The 15,251-nt window shown below is 41.0% G+C and carries 15 protein-coding genes and 1 pseudogene; 10 read left to right on the top strand and 6 right to left on the bottom strand.

Features of this window, described 5'->3' with window-relative positions; all coding sequences use genetic code 11:
* Positions 1-13 precede the first annotated feature (13 nt).
* The 6 genes from QZL64_RS02505 to dnaA form a co-directional block, all read right to left on the bottom strand.
* Positions 14-283 carry a hypothetical protein gene (locus tag QZL64_RS02505; RefSeq protein ID WP_127059033.1) on the bottom strand — a complete coding sequence of 90 codons (270 nt, stop codon included), beginning with the start codon at positions 281-283 and terminating at the stop codon, positions 14-16.
* A 27-nt stretch (positions 284-310) separates the two neighbouring features.
* A complete protein-coding gene (locus QZL64_RS02500) occupies positions 311-1,450 on the bottom strand; it encodes a DUF721 domain-containing protein (RefSeq protein WP_021840469.1) in 1,140 nt (379 codons plus the stop codon).
* Between the two features lie 2 nt (positions 1,451-1,452).
* Positions 1,453-2,529, bottom strand: coding sequence for a DNA replication/repair protein RecF (gene recF / locus QZL64_RS02495; RefSeq protein WP_021840468.1), 1,077 nt, complete (start codon positions 2,527-2,529; stop codon positions 1,453-1,455).
* Positions 2,526-2,768 carry an RNA-binding S4 domain-containing protein gene (locus tag QZL64_RS02490; protein WP_021840467.1) on the bottom strand — a complete coding sequence of 81 codons (243 nt, stop codon included), beginning with the start codon at positions 2,766-2,768 and terminating at the stop codon, positions 2,526-2,528. The genes recF and QZL64_RS02490 overlap by 4 nt, the downstream gene beginning before the upstream one ends.
* 76 nt (positions 2,769-2,844) lie before the next feature.
* Positions 2,845-3,954: a DNA polymerase III subunit beta gene (gene dnaN, locus QZL64_RS02485; protein WP_021840466.1), complete on the bottom strand. Its 1,110-nt coding sequence runs from the start codon at positions 3,952-3,954 to the stop codon at positions 2,845-2,847.
* A 254-nt stretch (positions 3,955-4,208) separates the two neighbouring features.
* Positions 4,209-6,065, bottom strand: a complete 1,857-nt coding sequence (gene dnaA, locus QZL64_RS02480) for a chromosomal replication initiator protein DnaA (protein WP_021840465.1) — start codon at positions 6,063-6,065, stop codon at positions 4,209-4,211.
* Between the two features lie 448 nt (positions 6,066-6,513).
* Between dnaA and rpmH the strand changes: the two genes are divergently transcribed.
* The 10 genes and pseudogenes from rpmH to QZL64_RS02430 all read left to right on the top strand — a co-directional run.
* Positions 6,514-6,648, top strand: coding sequence for a 50S ribosomal protein L34 (rpmH, locus tag QZL64_RS02475; RefSeq protein ID WP_006555255.1), 135 nt, complete (start codon positions 6,514-6,516; stop codon positions 6,646-6,648).
* 78 nt (positions 6,649-6,726) lie between these two features.
* On the top strand, positions 6,727-7,095 hold the full coding sequence (gene rnpA / locus QZL64_RS02470; RefSeq protein WP_021840464.1) for a ribonuclease P protein component: 369 nt from the start codon (positions 6,727-6,729) through the stop codon (positions 7,093-7,095).
* A 14-nt stretch (positions 7,096-7,109) separates the two neighbouring features.
* The gene (gene yidD, locus QZL64_RS02465) at positions 7,110-7,352 is read left to right on the top strand and encodes a membrane protein insertion efficiency factor YidD (protein WP_021840463.1); all 243 of its coding nucleotides are present in this window, start codon (positions 7,110-7,112) and stop codon (positions 7,350-7,352) included.
* A gap of 120 nt (positions 7,353-7,472) precedes the next feature.
* Positions 7,473-8,129 carry a YidC/Oxa1 family membrane protein insertase gene (locus QZL64_RS02460; protein ID WP_021840462.1) on the top strand — a complete coding sequence of 219 codons (657 nt, stop codon included), beginning with the start codon at positions 7,473-7,475 and terminating at the stop codon, positions 8,127-8,129.
* Between the two features lie 2 nt (positions 8,130-8,131).
* Positions 8,132-9,250 carry an RNA-binding cell elongation regulator Jag/EloR gene (jag, locus tag QZL64_RS02455; protein ID WP_021840461.1) on the top strand — a complete coding sequence of 373 codons (1,119 nt, stop codon included), beginning with the start codon at positions 8,132-8,134 and terminating at the stop codon, positions 9,248-9,250.
* Positions 9,251-9,314: 64 nt separating this feature from the next.
* Entirely contained in the window at positions 9,315-10,703 is a 1,389-nt protein-coding gene (gene mnmE, locus QZL64_RS02450) for a tRNA uridine-5-carboxymethylaminomethyl(34) synthesis GTPase MnmE (protein ID WP_021840460.1), read from the top strand.
* 193 nt (positions 10,704-10,896) lie between these two features.
* Positions 10,897-12,774: a tRNA uridine-5-carboxymethylaminomethyl(34) synthesis enzyme MnmG gene (mnmG, locus tag QZL64_RS02445; protein WP_021840459.1), complete on the top strand. Its 1,878-nt coding sequence runs from the start codon at positions 10,897-10,899 to the stop codon at positions 12,772-12,774.
* A gap of 8 nt (positions 12,775-12,782) precedes the next feature.
* Positions 12,783-13,508 (top strand): annotated as a pseudogene (rsmG, locus tag QZL64_RS02440) (16S rRNA (guanine(527)-N(7))-methyltransferase RsmG).
* A 300-nt stretch (positions 13,509-13,808) separates the two neighbouring features.
* Positions 13,809-14,501 carry a vitamin B12 dependent-methionine synthase activation domain-containing protein gene (locus QZL64_RS02435; RefSeq protein ID WP_021840456.1) on the top strand — a complete coding sequence of 231 codons (693 nt, stop codon included), beginning with the start codon at positions 13,809-13,811 and terminating at the stop codon, positions 14,499-14,501.
* Positions 14,502-14,686: 185 nt separating this feature from the next.
* A partial coding sequence (locus QZL64_RS02430; protein ID WP_296309207.1) for a homocysteine S-methyltransferase family protein occupies positions 14,687-15,251 on the top strand: 565 nt, incomplete at its 3' end.

Genomic DNA, 15,251 nt, shown 5'->3' with positions numbered 1-15,251 from the left:
TTATACTCTATTTTTATCGTTTTGTGTATAAGCTTACCGGAATACCGGTAGCGGCACGCTGTAAACGGCGGCCTACGCCGGTAATAGACATACTTAAGCCATAAACCGCATCCACTGTAACCAAGTAGCATTCAATCGGTTCATCCGGAAAAACTTGGATTACATCCTTGTTCTGCCATTGCTTATTGCGACGGCGCCGCCCTTTTAAAAGCGGAATATCCTGTACCACCGCCACGATATCTTCAATAGACACGCTATACGTATCCGATAAATGAACGAACATACATCTTACCATCACTTTCTCTATATTTCAATTGCTTTGCGGTTTATGAGACTTTACAGCCTCCTTGTATTGAGCCCGCATTTTTAAAACCGAATTGCGTACAAACTCCGGTTTTAGCTGTTCTGCTTTTTTGTGCGTAATCAGCATTAACAGCATATATATATCATAATTCTCGTTGGATTCTTCTTTGACGACTCGATTTCTGAAAAAATACACGCATTCACGATGAGCCAACTGATAATCGGACATAGTGCACTGTGGTACATGTTGACGCATTTCATCATATACGGCAAAGGGTTCTTGCATCAATCGATCTTTAATACCATTAATATGCTGACGATATAAAAAAGCCTCATGTTCCTGCGTTTTTATAGTACAGGATGAGCAAAGAGTCTCACCAGGACCAATAAGTTTTTCACAGCATTCACAATTATGATAACCATGGTCCTTTAGATAGACTGTCTTCTTATATTGCTTTATCTGCACATCTTTCAACTGCCGGCGCAATTCTTCGCTTTTTATATTCGCCACCGATGAGTCTATTTGAGCCATCACATCAATGGGAATAGGAATCGCTTTAAAATTAATGAGCACCCGCTCATAGGAATCCGTGTGTTTTGCTGTGCCCATATAGGCCGATGTATCACCCTTGGTTAATCCTTGACCATGGGACGATGTAACCGACACTGCATCGACGGGCTGAATCGCTTTCAAATAGCTTTGCCGATACATGGTGCATTCTAACTCTGTAATAAGCTCCGAGCCGTAAAAGTCATTAATCTTTTTCAATAATTGACGTTTCATCATCTGAAGTTGCTGCAAACAGGGGGATGTCATGGCCGCCACTTTAATAATAGGCGGCTTAATTTCAAGCACTTTAGTCTGTTTGCCCAGCACCGCCCCCACAACTTTAGGCCAATGATGATACAGGCGCATGACGGCGAATTGTTTGAATACGTTGAACGATTTATATTTACTGTTCAAATGCGTATCATATTGCCGCACATGGGCATCCGGCTTATAGCCGATGGGTCCGGCCGGCCGATTGGAGGCCAACAGACCTTCAATATAGCGGACTGTTACATCGTCCCCCGCAGCGGCCTCAGTCTTTGCCTCGGAGACTGCCGGTTGTATGCCGTTTTTCGACTCAAACGTTTCGCTCATCATGATCACCGCCTTTCACAATTAATGAGTTCCACATCACTCAATTGTTTCACATCTTCCAAATCGGTCGTGGTTATAAACGTTTGGATTTTTTTATGGATAAAATTCAACAGATTTTGCCGCCGCTCCTTATCCAATTCACTGAGCACGTCATCCAATAGCAATATAGGATACTCGCCCACTTCCGATTTGATATATTCCAATTCACTTAATTTAAGCGATAAAATAGCCGTTCGTTGCTGACCTTGCGAGCCAAATCGTTTCAAATCCATAGGACCGGAAAAGAAGCCTAAATCATCACGATGAGGACCAAAAGAGGTACTCATGCGATGCCGATCCACCGGTAAATTAGCCTGCAATTGCTCATAAAACGCTTGCGGTTCGGTTAAAAATCCATTTGAAATTTGATGTTGCTCATAGGTAAGCTTTAAATTTTCTTTGCCCCCTGTGAGTTTACGATTCATCAAATCCAGCAAAAGATTAATTTTACGCAAACTGTCGAGTCGTTTTTTTATAATAAATGACCCGGTCTCCGCCAACTGTGTATCCCATTCGGCTAAAGAAATATCTCGCTTGCCGTAAGAATCTTTTAATACTTTATTACGTTGCTGCAAAATCTTATTATACAAGCGCAGTTGCTGATAATATAACGCACTTGTCTGCGATATTTCAATATCTAAAAAGCGACGCCTTAAAGAGGGACTGCCTTTTATGAGCTGTAAATCTTCAGGACTGAAAAGAACGGTATTCAAGGTGCCTACTAATTCTTTTTGTAAAATTCGGTTACCGTTGAGACGAATATCTTTCTTTTCCTTGCCACTGAGCTTCAAATTGATTTTGTGTTTCGTATCGCGCTTCGTAAATTCCACAATAATCCCCGCTTCGGTAGCACCAAATTGCAGTAAATCCTGTGTATCATTGGTACGAAAACTGCGGCCGATGGTGCTGACATACAAGGCTTCTAAGAGATTACTCTTGCCTACACCATTGAGTCCGTGAAGAACGATGATATGGGGCGGAAAGGTCCAATTGGCATGCTCGTAATTTCTGAAATTAACGAGTTCCAAGGAGTGAATGTTCACTCGCCGGCCTCCTCTTTAACAACGACCAAGGTACCGATACCTTGAATTTCAACTAAGTCATCAGGGTATATTTTCTTACGTTTTTCATGGCAAACTTCGCCATTTACTTTGATTTTCTCATCATCAAGCAAAAATTTAATTTGACCGCCCGTGCCAATAATTTGTTCCAATTTTAATAATTGATCCAATTTAATGTAAGGCGTGTAAATTTCTACTTGAATCGGTTCTGTTTTACTCATAATTGCCTCCTCACAAAACGTGATGTTAACTCTGCAACTATATATTATTAATATAAGCTTATAGCTCAGTCTATTCTTAGTTCGTGCGAACCGGCGTTACTACATAGGTATAATTTGGATTATCATCCTGGCGAATAACAACGGGACCGTTCTGTTTTAAGTATAAATGAATTCTGTCGCCGCTGCTGTGACGCAAAATATCGCCAATATAACGACCGTTAAAGGAAATAGTAAACGGCGTACCTTTAAATTCGCAAAGTACTTCTTCTTTAGCCATGCCGATTTCAGCATTTTGCGTAGATAAAGTAACTTCTTTTTCATCCCAATCATAGCGAATAACATTGTAGCTCGCATCCTTAGCCAATAAGGAAACACGATCTACGGCACCGGCAAAATCGCGACTGTTTAAAATCGCACTGGAATCGAATTGCGATGGGATTACTTTTTCATAATCAGGATACTGACCTTCAATCAAACGAGAGAATAAGTAAATAGTATCAAATAAGAATACTACATTCGTACGATTCCAAATGATGCGAACTACGGTTGGCTGATCCGTTGGTAATAAACGGGATACTTCAGCCAATGTTTTGGTTGGAATCAAAATACGCATAGCCGCCGGCATAGGTGCATCTAAGTTGATTTTCTTAACGGCCATACGGTGAGTATCTGTAGCTACCATAGTTAAATTGGTGCTTTCACCTTCCAATAAAGCACCGGTAAAAATCGGACGATCATCATCATTGGCAGCTGCGTAATTAGTTAAATCAATCATTTGTTTAAATTGTTCGCCGTCTACATCAATGTGATTTTCATCGTGAATCTGTTCAACTAAGTTGAAATCATCCGGATCCATGGTAATAAGATTGAATTGAGAACTTTCAGAACTTAATAATAATTGTTTAGTTTCTGCATTAGATTCTAAAGTAATGGTATCGGTTGGTGTTTTACGAACCCATTCTTGGAAATAACGCGTGCTGAGAACGATAGTACCTTCTTCGATAATATTAGCATCAATAGTAATGCGGATACCGATTTCATAATCATTGGCCTGCATTTCTACTTTACCGTTTTTAGTTGTTATATATATAGCACCGGGTAAATTAGAACTTGTTTTGTTCTGACTAACCTTGGCTAAGGCATTAATCGCTTTTTGTAACGTATCTTTTGCAAATTGGATTTTCATGGACTGTCTCCTTTACTATTATGGATGTGATTAAGTTTTTAATTATTAGTAGTCTTAGTAGTAGGGGCGGTGTATAAGTGGATAAGCTGTTTGAAGTGGCATTTTTAATAGGTTTTCCATATGGGTATAAGTTTGTGAATAGAAGGAAAAAGTTATCCACTTATGAACTTTTAGAGTCGTTCTTGTCAATAACTTGGAAGTTAATCACTAACTATACACAACTTATTCACAGAGTTATCCACAACCGTTAATCCTTAGGTATCTTCGTTGATTTTACTGATAATATCATCGATAGTTCGCTTTAAATCAGTACTTTTAGCTAGGTCTTCACTGATTTTATTATACGCATGAAGAGCTGTGGTGTGATCCTTTTTGCCAAAAGCTTGCGAAATTTGTGGAAAACTTTCATTGATGAGTTCACGGCACAGATACATAGCGATTTGGCGCGGATGAGCGTATTGCTTATTCCGTTTCTGACCGACTAAGAATTCTTTTTTGATTTTGAAATAATCAGAAATAAAATCTTGAATATAGGCAACGGATAATACGGATTTTTTGCTTTCCGGAATGAGATCACGCAGGATATAGCGCGTATATTCCACGGTAATTTGATCGAGTTTATTATCCAATTCAGCGGCGGTGATTAATTTGGTAAGGGCACCTTGTAAATCACGAACGCTACGGTTGTAATAGGTGTTGCCAAAGAAACGAATCACTTCGTTCGGAATGTTAAGATTTGGCAGTAATTCACGCTGTTTGTCCACATAGGAGCGCGTGATGGCTTCCAAAGTTTCGGAGTTTGGCGGATCGATGGTTACCACCAGGCCGGAACTGAATCGTGTACGCAAGCGATCTTCCATTTGTTCCATATCTTGTGGTAAAACATCACTGGTGAGGACAATCTGTTTTTTACTGTCCGTTAAGGCATTAAAAGTATGGAAAAATTCCATTTGCGTACCGGCGTAGCGTTTTTCTTGAATAAATTGAATGTCATCAATCAAGAGAACATCGACTTTACGGAATGTGCTGCGGAATATATCCATATTGGTTTGGCCGTAACGAATAGATTGAACGAAGAGGTTCAAGAAGTTTTCACTGGTGATACACATGATTTGTAAATGGGGATAACGACGATGAATTTCATTGCCGATAGCATGCATTAAGTGAGTTTTACCGAGACCTGATTTACCGTAAATAAAGAACGGATTATAGCGATTGGCCGGATTTTCCGCAATATTTTGTGCTGCCACATAGGCCATTTGGCTGGAGCCGCCGGCAATAAAGGTGGCAAAGGTGTAATCCGGATTTAATTTTAAAATAGATTCATTATTTTTATATAAGGTTGTTTGACTGCTGTTAGACTGCATAGATGCCGCTTCTTGCGGTATTTCCGACGGTGGGAATAAACTATCCGATTCCATCGGTGAAGTACTTGGAATATACGGGCCGGATTTAGTGGCGTCGTTTTTACGTACAGAATCAACTACAACCGGCTCATCATAATTCGGTGTATGCAGCGGTGTTTGTGACGGCGCCGGTGCGGCCGGTGGTAAACCGTATTGACTGGCTAATTGATCGTAGGCGCTATAATTCGGCGCATGGGTTGCCGTTTCATTGGCATGAGCGGCTGTTTCATACGGTGCGTTTTCATACTCATTCATGTCATAGCCCGATTCATTGCCCAGTTGTGATTGCGGCATAGAAGCGATTTGACTATCGTCATAGTTTGCCGGTTGATTGGTAAAAGCCGTTGGTTCCGGTGGCGTCATTACACTCGGTTGGGCAACGGTTGTTTTCACCTCTTCGTGAAGGGTCGCCGGCTCTTTGTCGCCCGGTGTTGTAATAATAATTGTAAGTGGAGAATTGTTTTTGGTTAAACGCTGCCAAACATTATTTACGGAATTTTGAAAAGCATTTTTTATCATCGGTTCGTTTTCGATAAAATCCTTAATATACGTTTGCATCGTGGTTAATGTAAGGGTCTTACTGATTTCGTCCAATTGTAACGGGAGCAATCGTATAATCGTGCTTTCTAAAATTTCTTTTGGTAATGTGGCTTCAATATCTTCGCGTACTTTATTCCAAAAATCGTTAAGATTGATGTTTGACATACCATTTCCTTCCCAGGGTGTCATACTGTGAATAACTAAAAATACCTAACCTGTGTATAACTTCGTTTTTTGTGAAAAAAGAGAAAAAATAAATAGGTTAGAACAACTGATAAACACTGACTTTATACTGTTATCACTTCTGTTGTGGATAAGTAGTGCATAAGTTGTGTATATCTTGTTGATAACCTAGTTTTGTTAGTCACAATATGATATTCCTTTTATATTTCATCCTCTATATTTTATCAGAAATAGGAAGAATTGTCATCGTAGTTGTGGATATCTTTTTGGCGTTATTAAGAGTATAATGTATATATTATATATCCACAGTATATGGCTAATAATGATTGAATCTATCGAGTGAGTATTGACATTACATGGCTTTATATTTATAATTATGCTGTTATGGTATAAGTAATTACAAGAACAATCTCAAGGAGGTGTTTTATACATGAAACGTACATATCAGCCAAATACTCTTTGGAGAAAACGTACTCATGGTTTCCGTGAACGTATGAAGACTATTGGCGGCCGTCTTGTTTTGAAAAGACGTCGTGCTAAAGGCAGAAAGAAATTATCTGCATAATATAATAGCTTTTAGGCAGGAGAAAAAACTTGGCGCTGCTGCCAAGTTTTTCTATTCATAATGGCATGGGATGATGATATGAGTGAATTGACATTTAAATTAGATAAAGAACGAAGAATTCGTAAAAACAGTGAATATCGTCTTGTCTATAAACATGGCAATTATGAAGTAGGTCGTCTCTGTGTAGTTTACCGTATGCCCGTGGCCAAGCAGGCTACCCGGATCGGTTTTGTAACCGGTAAAAAGGTAGGCGGTGCGGTGGAGCGCAACAGGGCGCGCAGGCTTATGAAAGAAGTGTATCGTCTTAATCAGCATGCTATCCGAGAAGGCTATGCTATTGTGGTTGTAGGGCGGGCTCGCATGGCGAGTGCCACCTATGATCAAGCGTGTAAGGAAATGATGTATCTTTTTAAAAAGAGCAAATTACTTAAAAGTAATGAAGCTTAGAAAGAGGCGTATCCATGAAACGCTGTTTGACCTTCTTAACCAAACTGTTGAATATGCTATTCATCGGCTTGGTACAATTTTATCGCTATGGAATTTCTCCATTAAAGCCTAAAACTTGTCGATTTTATCCCTCATGTTCGACGTATACCTTGGAAGCATTACGCAAATATGGACCTTTTAAAGGCAGTTATTTAGGAATTCGGCGCATTTTACGTTGTCATCCCTTTAATCCGGGCGGCTACGATCCGGTTCCGTGATAACACAAATTTGGAAATGTCAAAGTGTCTGTATGGATGAAATATAGACCATACCATAACGTATATAGACACGCAAAGGCCATTTGTATTCGTCATTAATACTCGTATAGGAGCAAACTAATGGAAATTTTTCAGGTATTAGTTGATTTTATGCGGACCTTGCTTACGTATTGCTATAATCTTACAGAAGCATTAGGGTTCCCAAGCTATGGTATAGCGATCATTATTATGACCATCGGGATTAAGGCAATCCTGGCGCCGTTGACGGCTAAACAGGTCAAATCTATGAAGGGCATGCAGAAATTGCAGCCTAAAATGAAAGAGATTCAGAATAAATACAAGAATGATCCACAGCGTGCGCAACAGGAAATTGCTAAGATGTATAAAGAATTAGGCGTTAATCCTTTATCCGGTTGTTTACCGCTATTGGTGCAAATGCCGTTTTTAATCGCTATTTTCTACGCGTTGCAAGGCTATCCATATGATCCTGCATATGAAAGCTTCTTATGGTTGCCAAGCTTGGGTGAAGCGGATCATTTGTATATTTTACCTGTATTAAGTGCTCTTTCTACATTTGTAATGAGCAAACAAACTGCGCAAGATGCTACCGGTGCTGGTGCCGGCCAACAGAAGATAATGCAGATTTTCATGCCTTTATTCATTGGTTATATCAGCTTGAATTTCCCAAGCGGTTTGGTTATTTACTGGGTTGTATCAAACATATTCCAAATGATTCAGCAGTTCTTTATCTATCGCAACGATAATAAGGAGGCTTAATTATGGATTATATTGAAGTTTCAGCAAAAACGATTGCTGATGCCGTTGCCAAAGGCACCGAACAGCTTAAAGCTGACGGTAAGGTCGTAACCGATACGAAAGTATTGGAACAGCCTTCCAGCGGTTTCTTGGGTATTGGTCGTCGCGATGCGTTAGTGCGTTTATATTTTGAAGAAGCTCCGTTGACTGAAAAAGTAGCTTTTGCAGCTGAACAGGCCGCAGCCAATGTACAGGCTACGGCACAGACTAAAGTAGCGGAAGCAAAAACAGCAGTTAGTGAAGCTTCTGAATTTGTGCAGGAAAAAGTAGCTGACGCTAAAAGCACGGCTGTAGAAGTAGCCGAAGCAGCGCAGCAAAAATTCAATGAAGTAGCGGAAGCGGCTCAACAAAAAGCCGGTGAAGTTTCTGAATTGGCGCAGCAAAAATTCGGCGAAGTGAAAGAACAGGCTGCCGAACTTGCTGATAAAGCACAGCAACATTTAGGTGAAGCAGCTGATGCGGCACAAGCAAAAATTGCTAATGTGAAAGCGCAGGCAAAAGATGTAGCGGTTGATGTAAAAGATACCGTTGCGGATACATTAGCTGATGCTAAAGAGACTGCGGAAGATGCGGCAACTACCGTTGCAGCGGCTGTAAAACCGCAACGTGAACCGGTTTCTAAAGAAGAACAGATGGTGATTGCCGATAAAGGTAAACAGTTCTTACAAGATATGTTTAGCAAAATGGGCTTATCCGTTCAGATTGAAAAAATGATGACTGCTGAGAAAATCACATTCCAGATTCATGGTGAAGAATTAGGTATTTTAATCGGCAAACATGGTCAAACCTTGGATGCTATTCAATACTTAACAAACTTGGTGGCTAATAAAGAAGTAGCCGGCCATTGTCATATCGTAGTGGATGTAGAAAATTATCGCTCTCGTCGTGAAGAAACTTTGGTTAATTTGGCTAAACGCCTTGCCTCGAAGGTAAAACGAAATCGTCAAAAGATTTCCTTGGAACCTATGAGTGCATTCGAGCGTAAAATTATTCATTTAACGCTCCAAAACGAAGTACATATTGTGACTGATAGTGAAGGTGAAGAACCGTATCGTCACGTAGTCATTGCTTATAAACGATAAGCTATGTGCGAGTCATAAAACCCGATCTATGATCGGGTTTTATTTTTACACAAGGGAGAACACCATGTACACAGAAGATACGATTGCTGCCATTGCGACGCCACCCGGCATCGGCGGGGTTGGCATTATTCGCGTCAGTGGCACTCGTTGCTTTGAAATAGTTGGTTCTGTTTTTAAAGCACAGGGAACCGTACCTTTAGAAAAACGGCCGAATCGAACCATTCAATATGGTCATATTATAGATCCTCAGAAACAGGATGAAATCCTTGATGAGGTCCTTGTTTTAATCATGAAAGGTCCAAAGTCGTTTACGGCGGAGGATGTTATAGAAGTACAGTGCCACGGCGGGATTATCGTGGTGCGTGAAATTTTGAAATTATTGCTTCGTCAGGGGGCTCGCTTGGCCGAGCCGGGTGAATTTACGAAACGGGCGTTTTTAAACGGCCGCATCGACCTTACCCAGGCGGAAGCTGTTATAGATATTATAGAGGCAAAATCGGAGCAATCTTTGGCGGTTGCGGTAAAACAGCTGGATGGTACTTTGGCAGGTATGATTCGCACCATTAGAGAACAGTTGATTGAGTTAATTTCACATCTGGAAGTGGCTATTGATTATCCGGAAGAAGACATTGAAGAACTTACGATGGATGAAACGGCGGATAAATTGCGGCCTATTTTAGCTAAAATCAATCAATTATTGGCTACGGCTAACCGTGGGCGCTTGTTGCGTGATGGCATTATGACGGCTATTGTGGGACGTCCGAATGCAGGTAAGTCGAGCCTTATGAATGCTCTTTTGCGTGAAAATCGTGCTATTGTTACGGATATTCCGGGTACCACCCGTGACAGCATTGAAGAAGCTATTACTATTGAGGGAATTCCGGTTCGTTTGATTGATACAGCCGGCATTCGTGAGACCGATGATATCGTGGAAAAACTCGGTGTAGATCGAGCTAAAGAGTATTTGGATAAAGCTCAAATCGTAGTGTGCGTTATTGATGCATCGGAGCCTATGACGGCGGAGGAAGAAGCCATTTTACGTGAAGCTTCTCATAAAAATACCATCGTATTCCTCAATAAAGCCGATAAGGGCGCGGTCATTACGGCCGATACGGTGGCTCAATACGGTCAATTTGCCGCTATTGCACCGATTAGTGCTGCTAACGGTGAAGGCATGGATGTGTTGGCTGATGCTGTCAAAGAATTGGTATATGGCGGTACGGTTCAAAATGAATCATCCGCTATGCTTAGCAATGTGCGCCATATTACTTTGATGGAGCAGGCTAAATCGCAGATTGAACAGTCTTTGAATAATATTGAGTCCGGCTTGCCGGTTGATTTTATCGTTACTGATGTACGCACTGCTTGGGAGCAACTGGGGGATATTACGGGGGACAGTTTGCGCGAATCCTTAGTAGATGAATTATTCAGTCGTTTTTGCTTAGGTAAATAATTAGGTAAATAAAATAGTGTAAATTTCAAAATTTGACTATTTTGTTTAAGTAAAACTTTTGGTAATTTCTTGGTTGTCATATAGGTTTTTGCTTAGACAACTGAATTTGCTTATAATGTAAATTACAGACCTCAAATGAGGTTGGTATAAAATTACTGAACAATAGTGCCTCGAGAGAGGGATAGGAGATAGTATGTATACAGTAGATACGTATGACGTCATTGTCATCGGTGGCGGTCATGCCGGTTGCGAAGCGGCCTTGGCTACAGCCCGTATGGGCCAACGCACGCTTATGGCAACTCTTAATTTAGATAATATTGCTTTGATGCCTTGTAATCCGGCCGTAGGTGGCCCGGGTAAAAGTCATTTGGTGTATGAACTGGATGCTTTAGGCGGTCAAATGGCTATTAATGCGGATGCTACAGCCATTCAGATGCGCATGCTGAACATGGGTAAGGGTCCGGCCGTGCATTCCTTGCGTGCTCAGTCTGATAAAGTGGCTTATCAGCGTTTGATGAAAGAAACCCTTGAAAATACGGATAATCTGAATGTAAAACAGATTATGGTAAATGAACTGCTTATCGAAGATGGTGAAGTAAAGGGTATTTTGAGTGAATTGGGCGAAGTATATGAAGCGAAAGCTATCATTCTTTGCACCGGTACTTACTTGAAAGGTAAAATTATTCTTGGTGAATTGACCTATACCGGCGGTCCTAACGGTCAGCGTACAGCTGAATTATTGTCTGATTCGCTTCGTAAAAACGGCATTGAATTGATGCGTTTTAAAACAGGTACGCCGGCTCGTGTGGATAAACGTTCTTTAACTTTGGATCACATGGTAGAACAACCGGGCGACAGCAAGTACCGCGCCTTCTCTTTCATGTCTGATTGGACTGATCGCAATGAACAGATTTGCTGGCTTACCTATACTACGGAAGAAACTCATGATATCATTCGCGGAAACTTAAACCGGGCACCGATGTATACCGGTATCATTGAAGGTACGGGCCCTCGTTATTGCCCATCCATTGAAGATAAAGTAGTTCGTTTCAGTGATAAAAACCGTCACCAACTCTTTGTAGAACCGGAAGGTAATCACACAAATGAAATGTACGTACAGGGCATGAGTACAAGCTTACCAATCGACGTGCAGTATCAATTTTTGCGCACCATTCCGGGTCTTGAAAATGTAGAAATTATGCGTCCTGCTTATGCCATTGAATATGATTGCTTAAATCCGTTGCAATTGACGCCGGCTCTTCAAGTCAAACACATCAAAGGCTTGTATTCCGCCGGTCAGGCTAACGGTACGTCCGGTTATGAAGAAGCGGCCGCTCAAGGTCTCATGGCCGGTATTAATGCAGCTTTATATTTGCAAGGTAAAGAACCGTTTATTTTGTCCCGTTCCGAAGCCTACATCGGTGTCTTAATCGATGACTTGGTAACGAAAGGCACCAAGGAACCGTATCGTATGATGACGAGCCGCAGTGAATATCGTTTATTGCTTCGTCAGGATAATGCGGACCTTCGTTTGACTGAAAAAGGTCGTGAAATCGGCCTCGTATCGGATGAACGGTATCAGCGTTTCTTGCATAAAAAATCGTTAATCGAAGAAGGTGTAGCAGCCTTACGAGCACGAAATATTAACCCAACCAAAGAAGTGCAGGCACTCTTGGAATCTATGGGGACCGCTCATATTAAAACCGGTATGACTGCCTATGATTTGGTAAAGCGTAATGAATTAAGCTATGGCGATGTGGCTGATGCCTTTGATTTAAAACGTTACAGTCCTGATGTAGAAGAAGAAATCGACATTATGATTACCTACGAAGGTTATGTTAAAAAGCAAATGGAACAGGTAGAAAAAGTTCGCAAGTTGGAAGAAAAGATTATTCCTGCCGATTGGGATTATGATTCCATGAAAGGCATTTCTTTGGAAGCCAAGCAGAAATTAAAGACTATTAAACCTCATTCCATCGGCCAAGCCAGTCGTATTTCCGGTGTATCACCGGCGGATGTGTCGGTTTTATTAATCCAATTAGAACAATATCGTCGTGAACAACAACAGTAGGAGGGGCTATGAACTTTACCGATAATTTGGCGATTCAATTAAAGGCGGCCGGTTTCTCGGCTACAACCGATCAATTAAGTCAATTCACGACCTATTATGAAATGCTTATTGAAACCAATAAGTATCTCAATTTGACGGCCATTACGGATCCGCACGAAGTAGCGGTGAAGCATTTTGTAGACTCCCTCACAGCTTTGGATGATAAGGATCTTATTTTCAAAGAAGGTGCAAAACTTCTTGATTTGGGAACAGGTGCCGGTTTCCCCGGTATACCGCTCGCTATTATGCGCCCTGATTTAGAAATTGTGCTATCTGATTCCTTGTAAAAACGACTTAATTTTCTCAGTGATGTTATATCAAAATTGGGATTACATAAGGTAACAACATTACATGGTCGAGCGGAAGATATAAGCCATGATTCGGCGCATCGTGAAGCGTACGATCTCGTGACCAGTCGGGCGGTGGCGCGCTTGCCGGTACTGCTCGAATGGGCTTTGCCGTATGTAAAACAAAATGGGTATATGGTAGCTTTAAAAGGCGCCGCCTATGAGGAAGAAATGGCCGAAGCGTCGAAAGCGTTGAAGATTTTAAAAGGAAGCATTGAACAGGTAAAACCGGTACAATTGCCAACGCTCGATGATAAGCGGGCTATTATTTATATTAAGAAAACAGGTGTAACACCTAAGTTATATCCCCGTAAGCCAAAGGATATTAAGACTAAGCCTTTAGTTTAAAAACTTAATATTGATAAGATAAAGTTCTTACTGCATGTATAAAATCGGTAAGATATGAATAAAATTCCCCTTGTTAAAGGTTTAACCTATAACTAAGTACATTTGATATGTATATGTTTACAGGCCTTTAGCAAGGGGTTTTTTATTGACATTAAAAGGTAATAAAGGTAACATATTTTTATGTGTTGGCCATATTTGTTGATTATAGATTATAGGCAAAATCTATAATAGTTTTTTATATAGATTATAAGTGCAGATGGCCGAAAATATTTGCGAAAGATGATGAGAGGAGCGAGGCGTATGGCTATTTACAATGGTCGTTTACCACAGATAGATGTGGCAGAAACAATACGATATGCGGGCTTACGCCAGGCAACAGATTTTCCTAAACAATATGTAACCGATGCTTGTTTGGAAGTACAATTGGTGGCGGAACCGAAGGGTGTTTATGAAGCGTATGACTATGATGCCGCTACGGGAACGATAAAAAGCAATCCGCCCCTAATCGTAGAAGGCAGTTCGATTCGCAAACATTTAGAAAAAGCGGACAAAGTATATGTTTTGGCTGTTACCATTGGGGAAGGTGTAGAGCTGCGCAGTGCTGAGCTTTTTAAAGAAAATAATTATACCTTAGGCTTGTTAGTCGATGCGGCTGCTACAACGGCGGTTGAACAGGTTGCGAATCAAGTGAATGACTTAATTGAGAAAGAAGCGGCTAAAGCGGGTTATACTACGACATGGCGATTCAGTCCCGGTTACGGTAATTGGAATCTGAATGTGCAAAAAGATTTAGCGGCCATTATTGGTACGAGTCATATAGGACTTGAAGTAACGGACACATTCTTGCTGTTTCCACGCAAATCGGTAACAGCTATTATAGGTTGCATTCCCAAAGGGGCTCTTGATTGTGAAAAAAACGGTGATGTACGCCCGGGGATTAAACGGGGTTGCAGTTCCTGCAGTCAGGTTAACTGCGCATCACGCAAAGTGTAGCCGGTTAAGAAATTAAATTAGGTATAGCCGGTTAAGAAGTTAAACAAGGTATAGCCGGTTGGATAATTAAAGAAAGTATAGTAATTTCGGAAGCTTAATAAGGTAAACTTAAATAATGTAAACCAAGATACAGTAATTTTAATAGATAATATATGAGTTAATAGGAACAGAGAGAGGCGATAGGTATGTATATATTTGACGGTGCTATGGGCACTATGCTCCAACAATCGGGCTTAGTGGAGGGGGACTGTCCCGAATTATTTAATGTGGAACATCCGGAGGTAGTCACCGGAATTCATGCGGCCTATTTAAAAAACGGCAGTGATATCGTAACGACTAATACATTTGGTGCCTGTGGTTTAAAATTGGCGGATTACGGTTTGGAACATCGTGTGGCGGAAATTAATGCCGCCGCCGTTAAGGCAGCTAAAAAGGCGATTGCCCAGGTAAAACCGTCAGCTAAAGTAGCCGGTTCCATGGGGCCTACCGGCCAGTTCATAGAGCCGTTGGGACAGATTTCTTTTGATGAAGTTTATGATACTTATTATGAACAAGCCTTAGCTTTAATTGAAGCGGGCGTGGATTTCATAATCATTGAAACAATTATAGATGTGCAGGAAATGCGTGCTGCCTTATTGGCTGCTCGTGATGCTCGTGAAAAATTAAATAAAACTAAAGAGGACGTTAAGATTATTTGTCAATTTTCCTTCAGTGAAGACGGTCGTACTATCACCGGGACACCGCCGGAAG

Source organism: Veillonella sp. CAG:933 (assembly GCF_000431435.1).
In the GTDB taxonomy this organism is placed as follows: domain Bacteria; phylum Bacillota; class Negativicutes; order Veillonellales; family Veillonellaceae; genus Veillonella_A.
The sequence above is the reverse complement of the archived record's forward strand: the minus strand, read 5'-3'. Positions and strand labels throughout refer to the sequence as shown.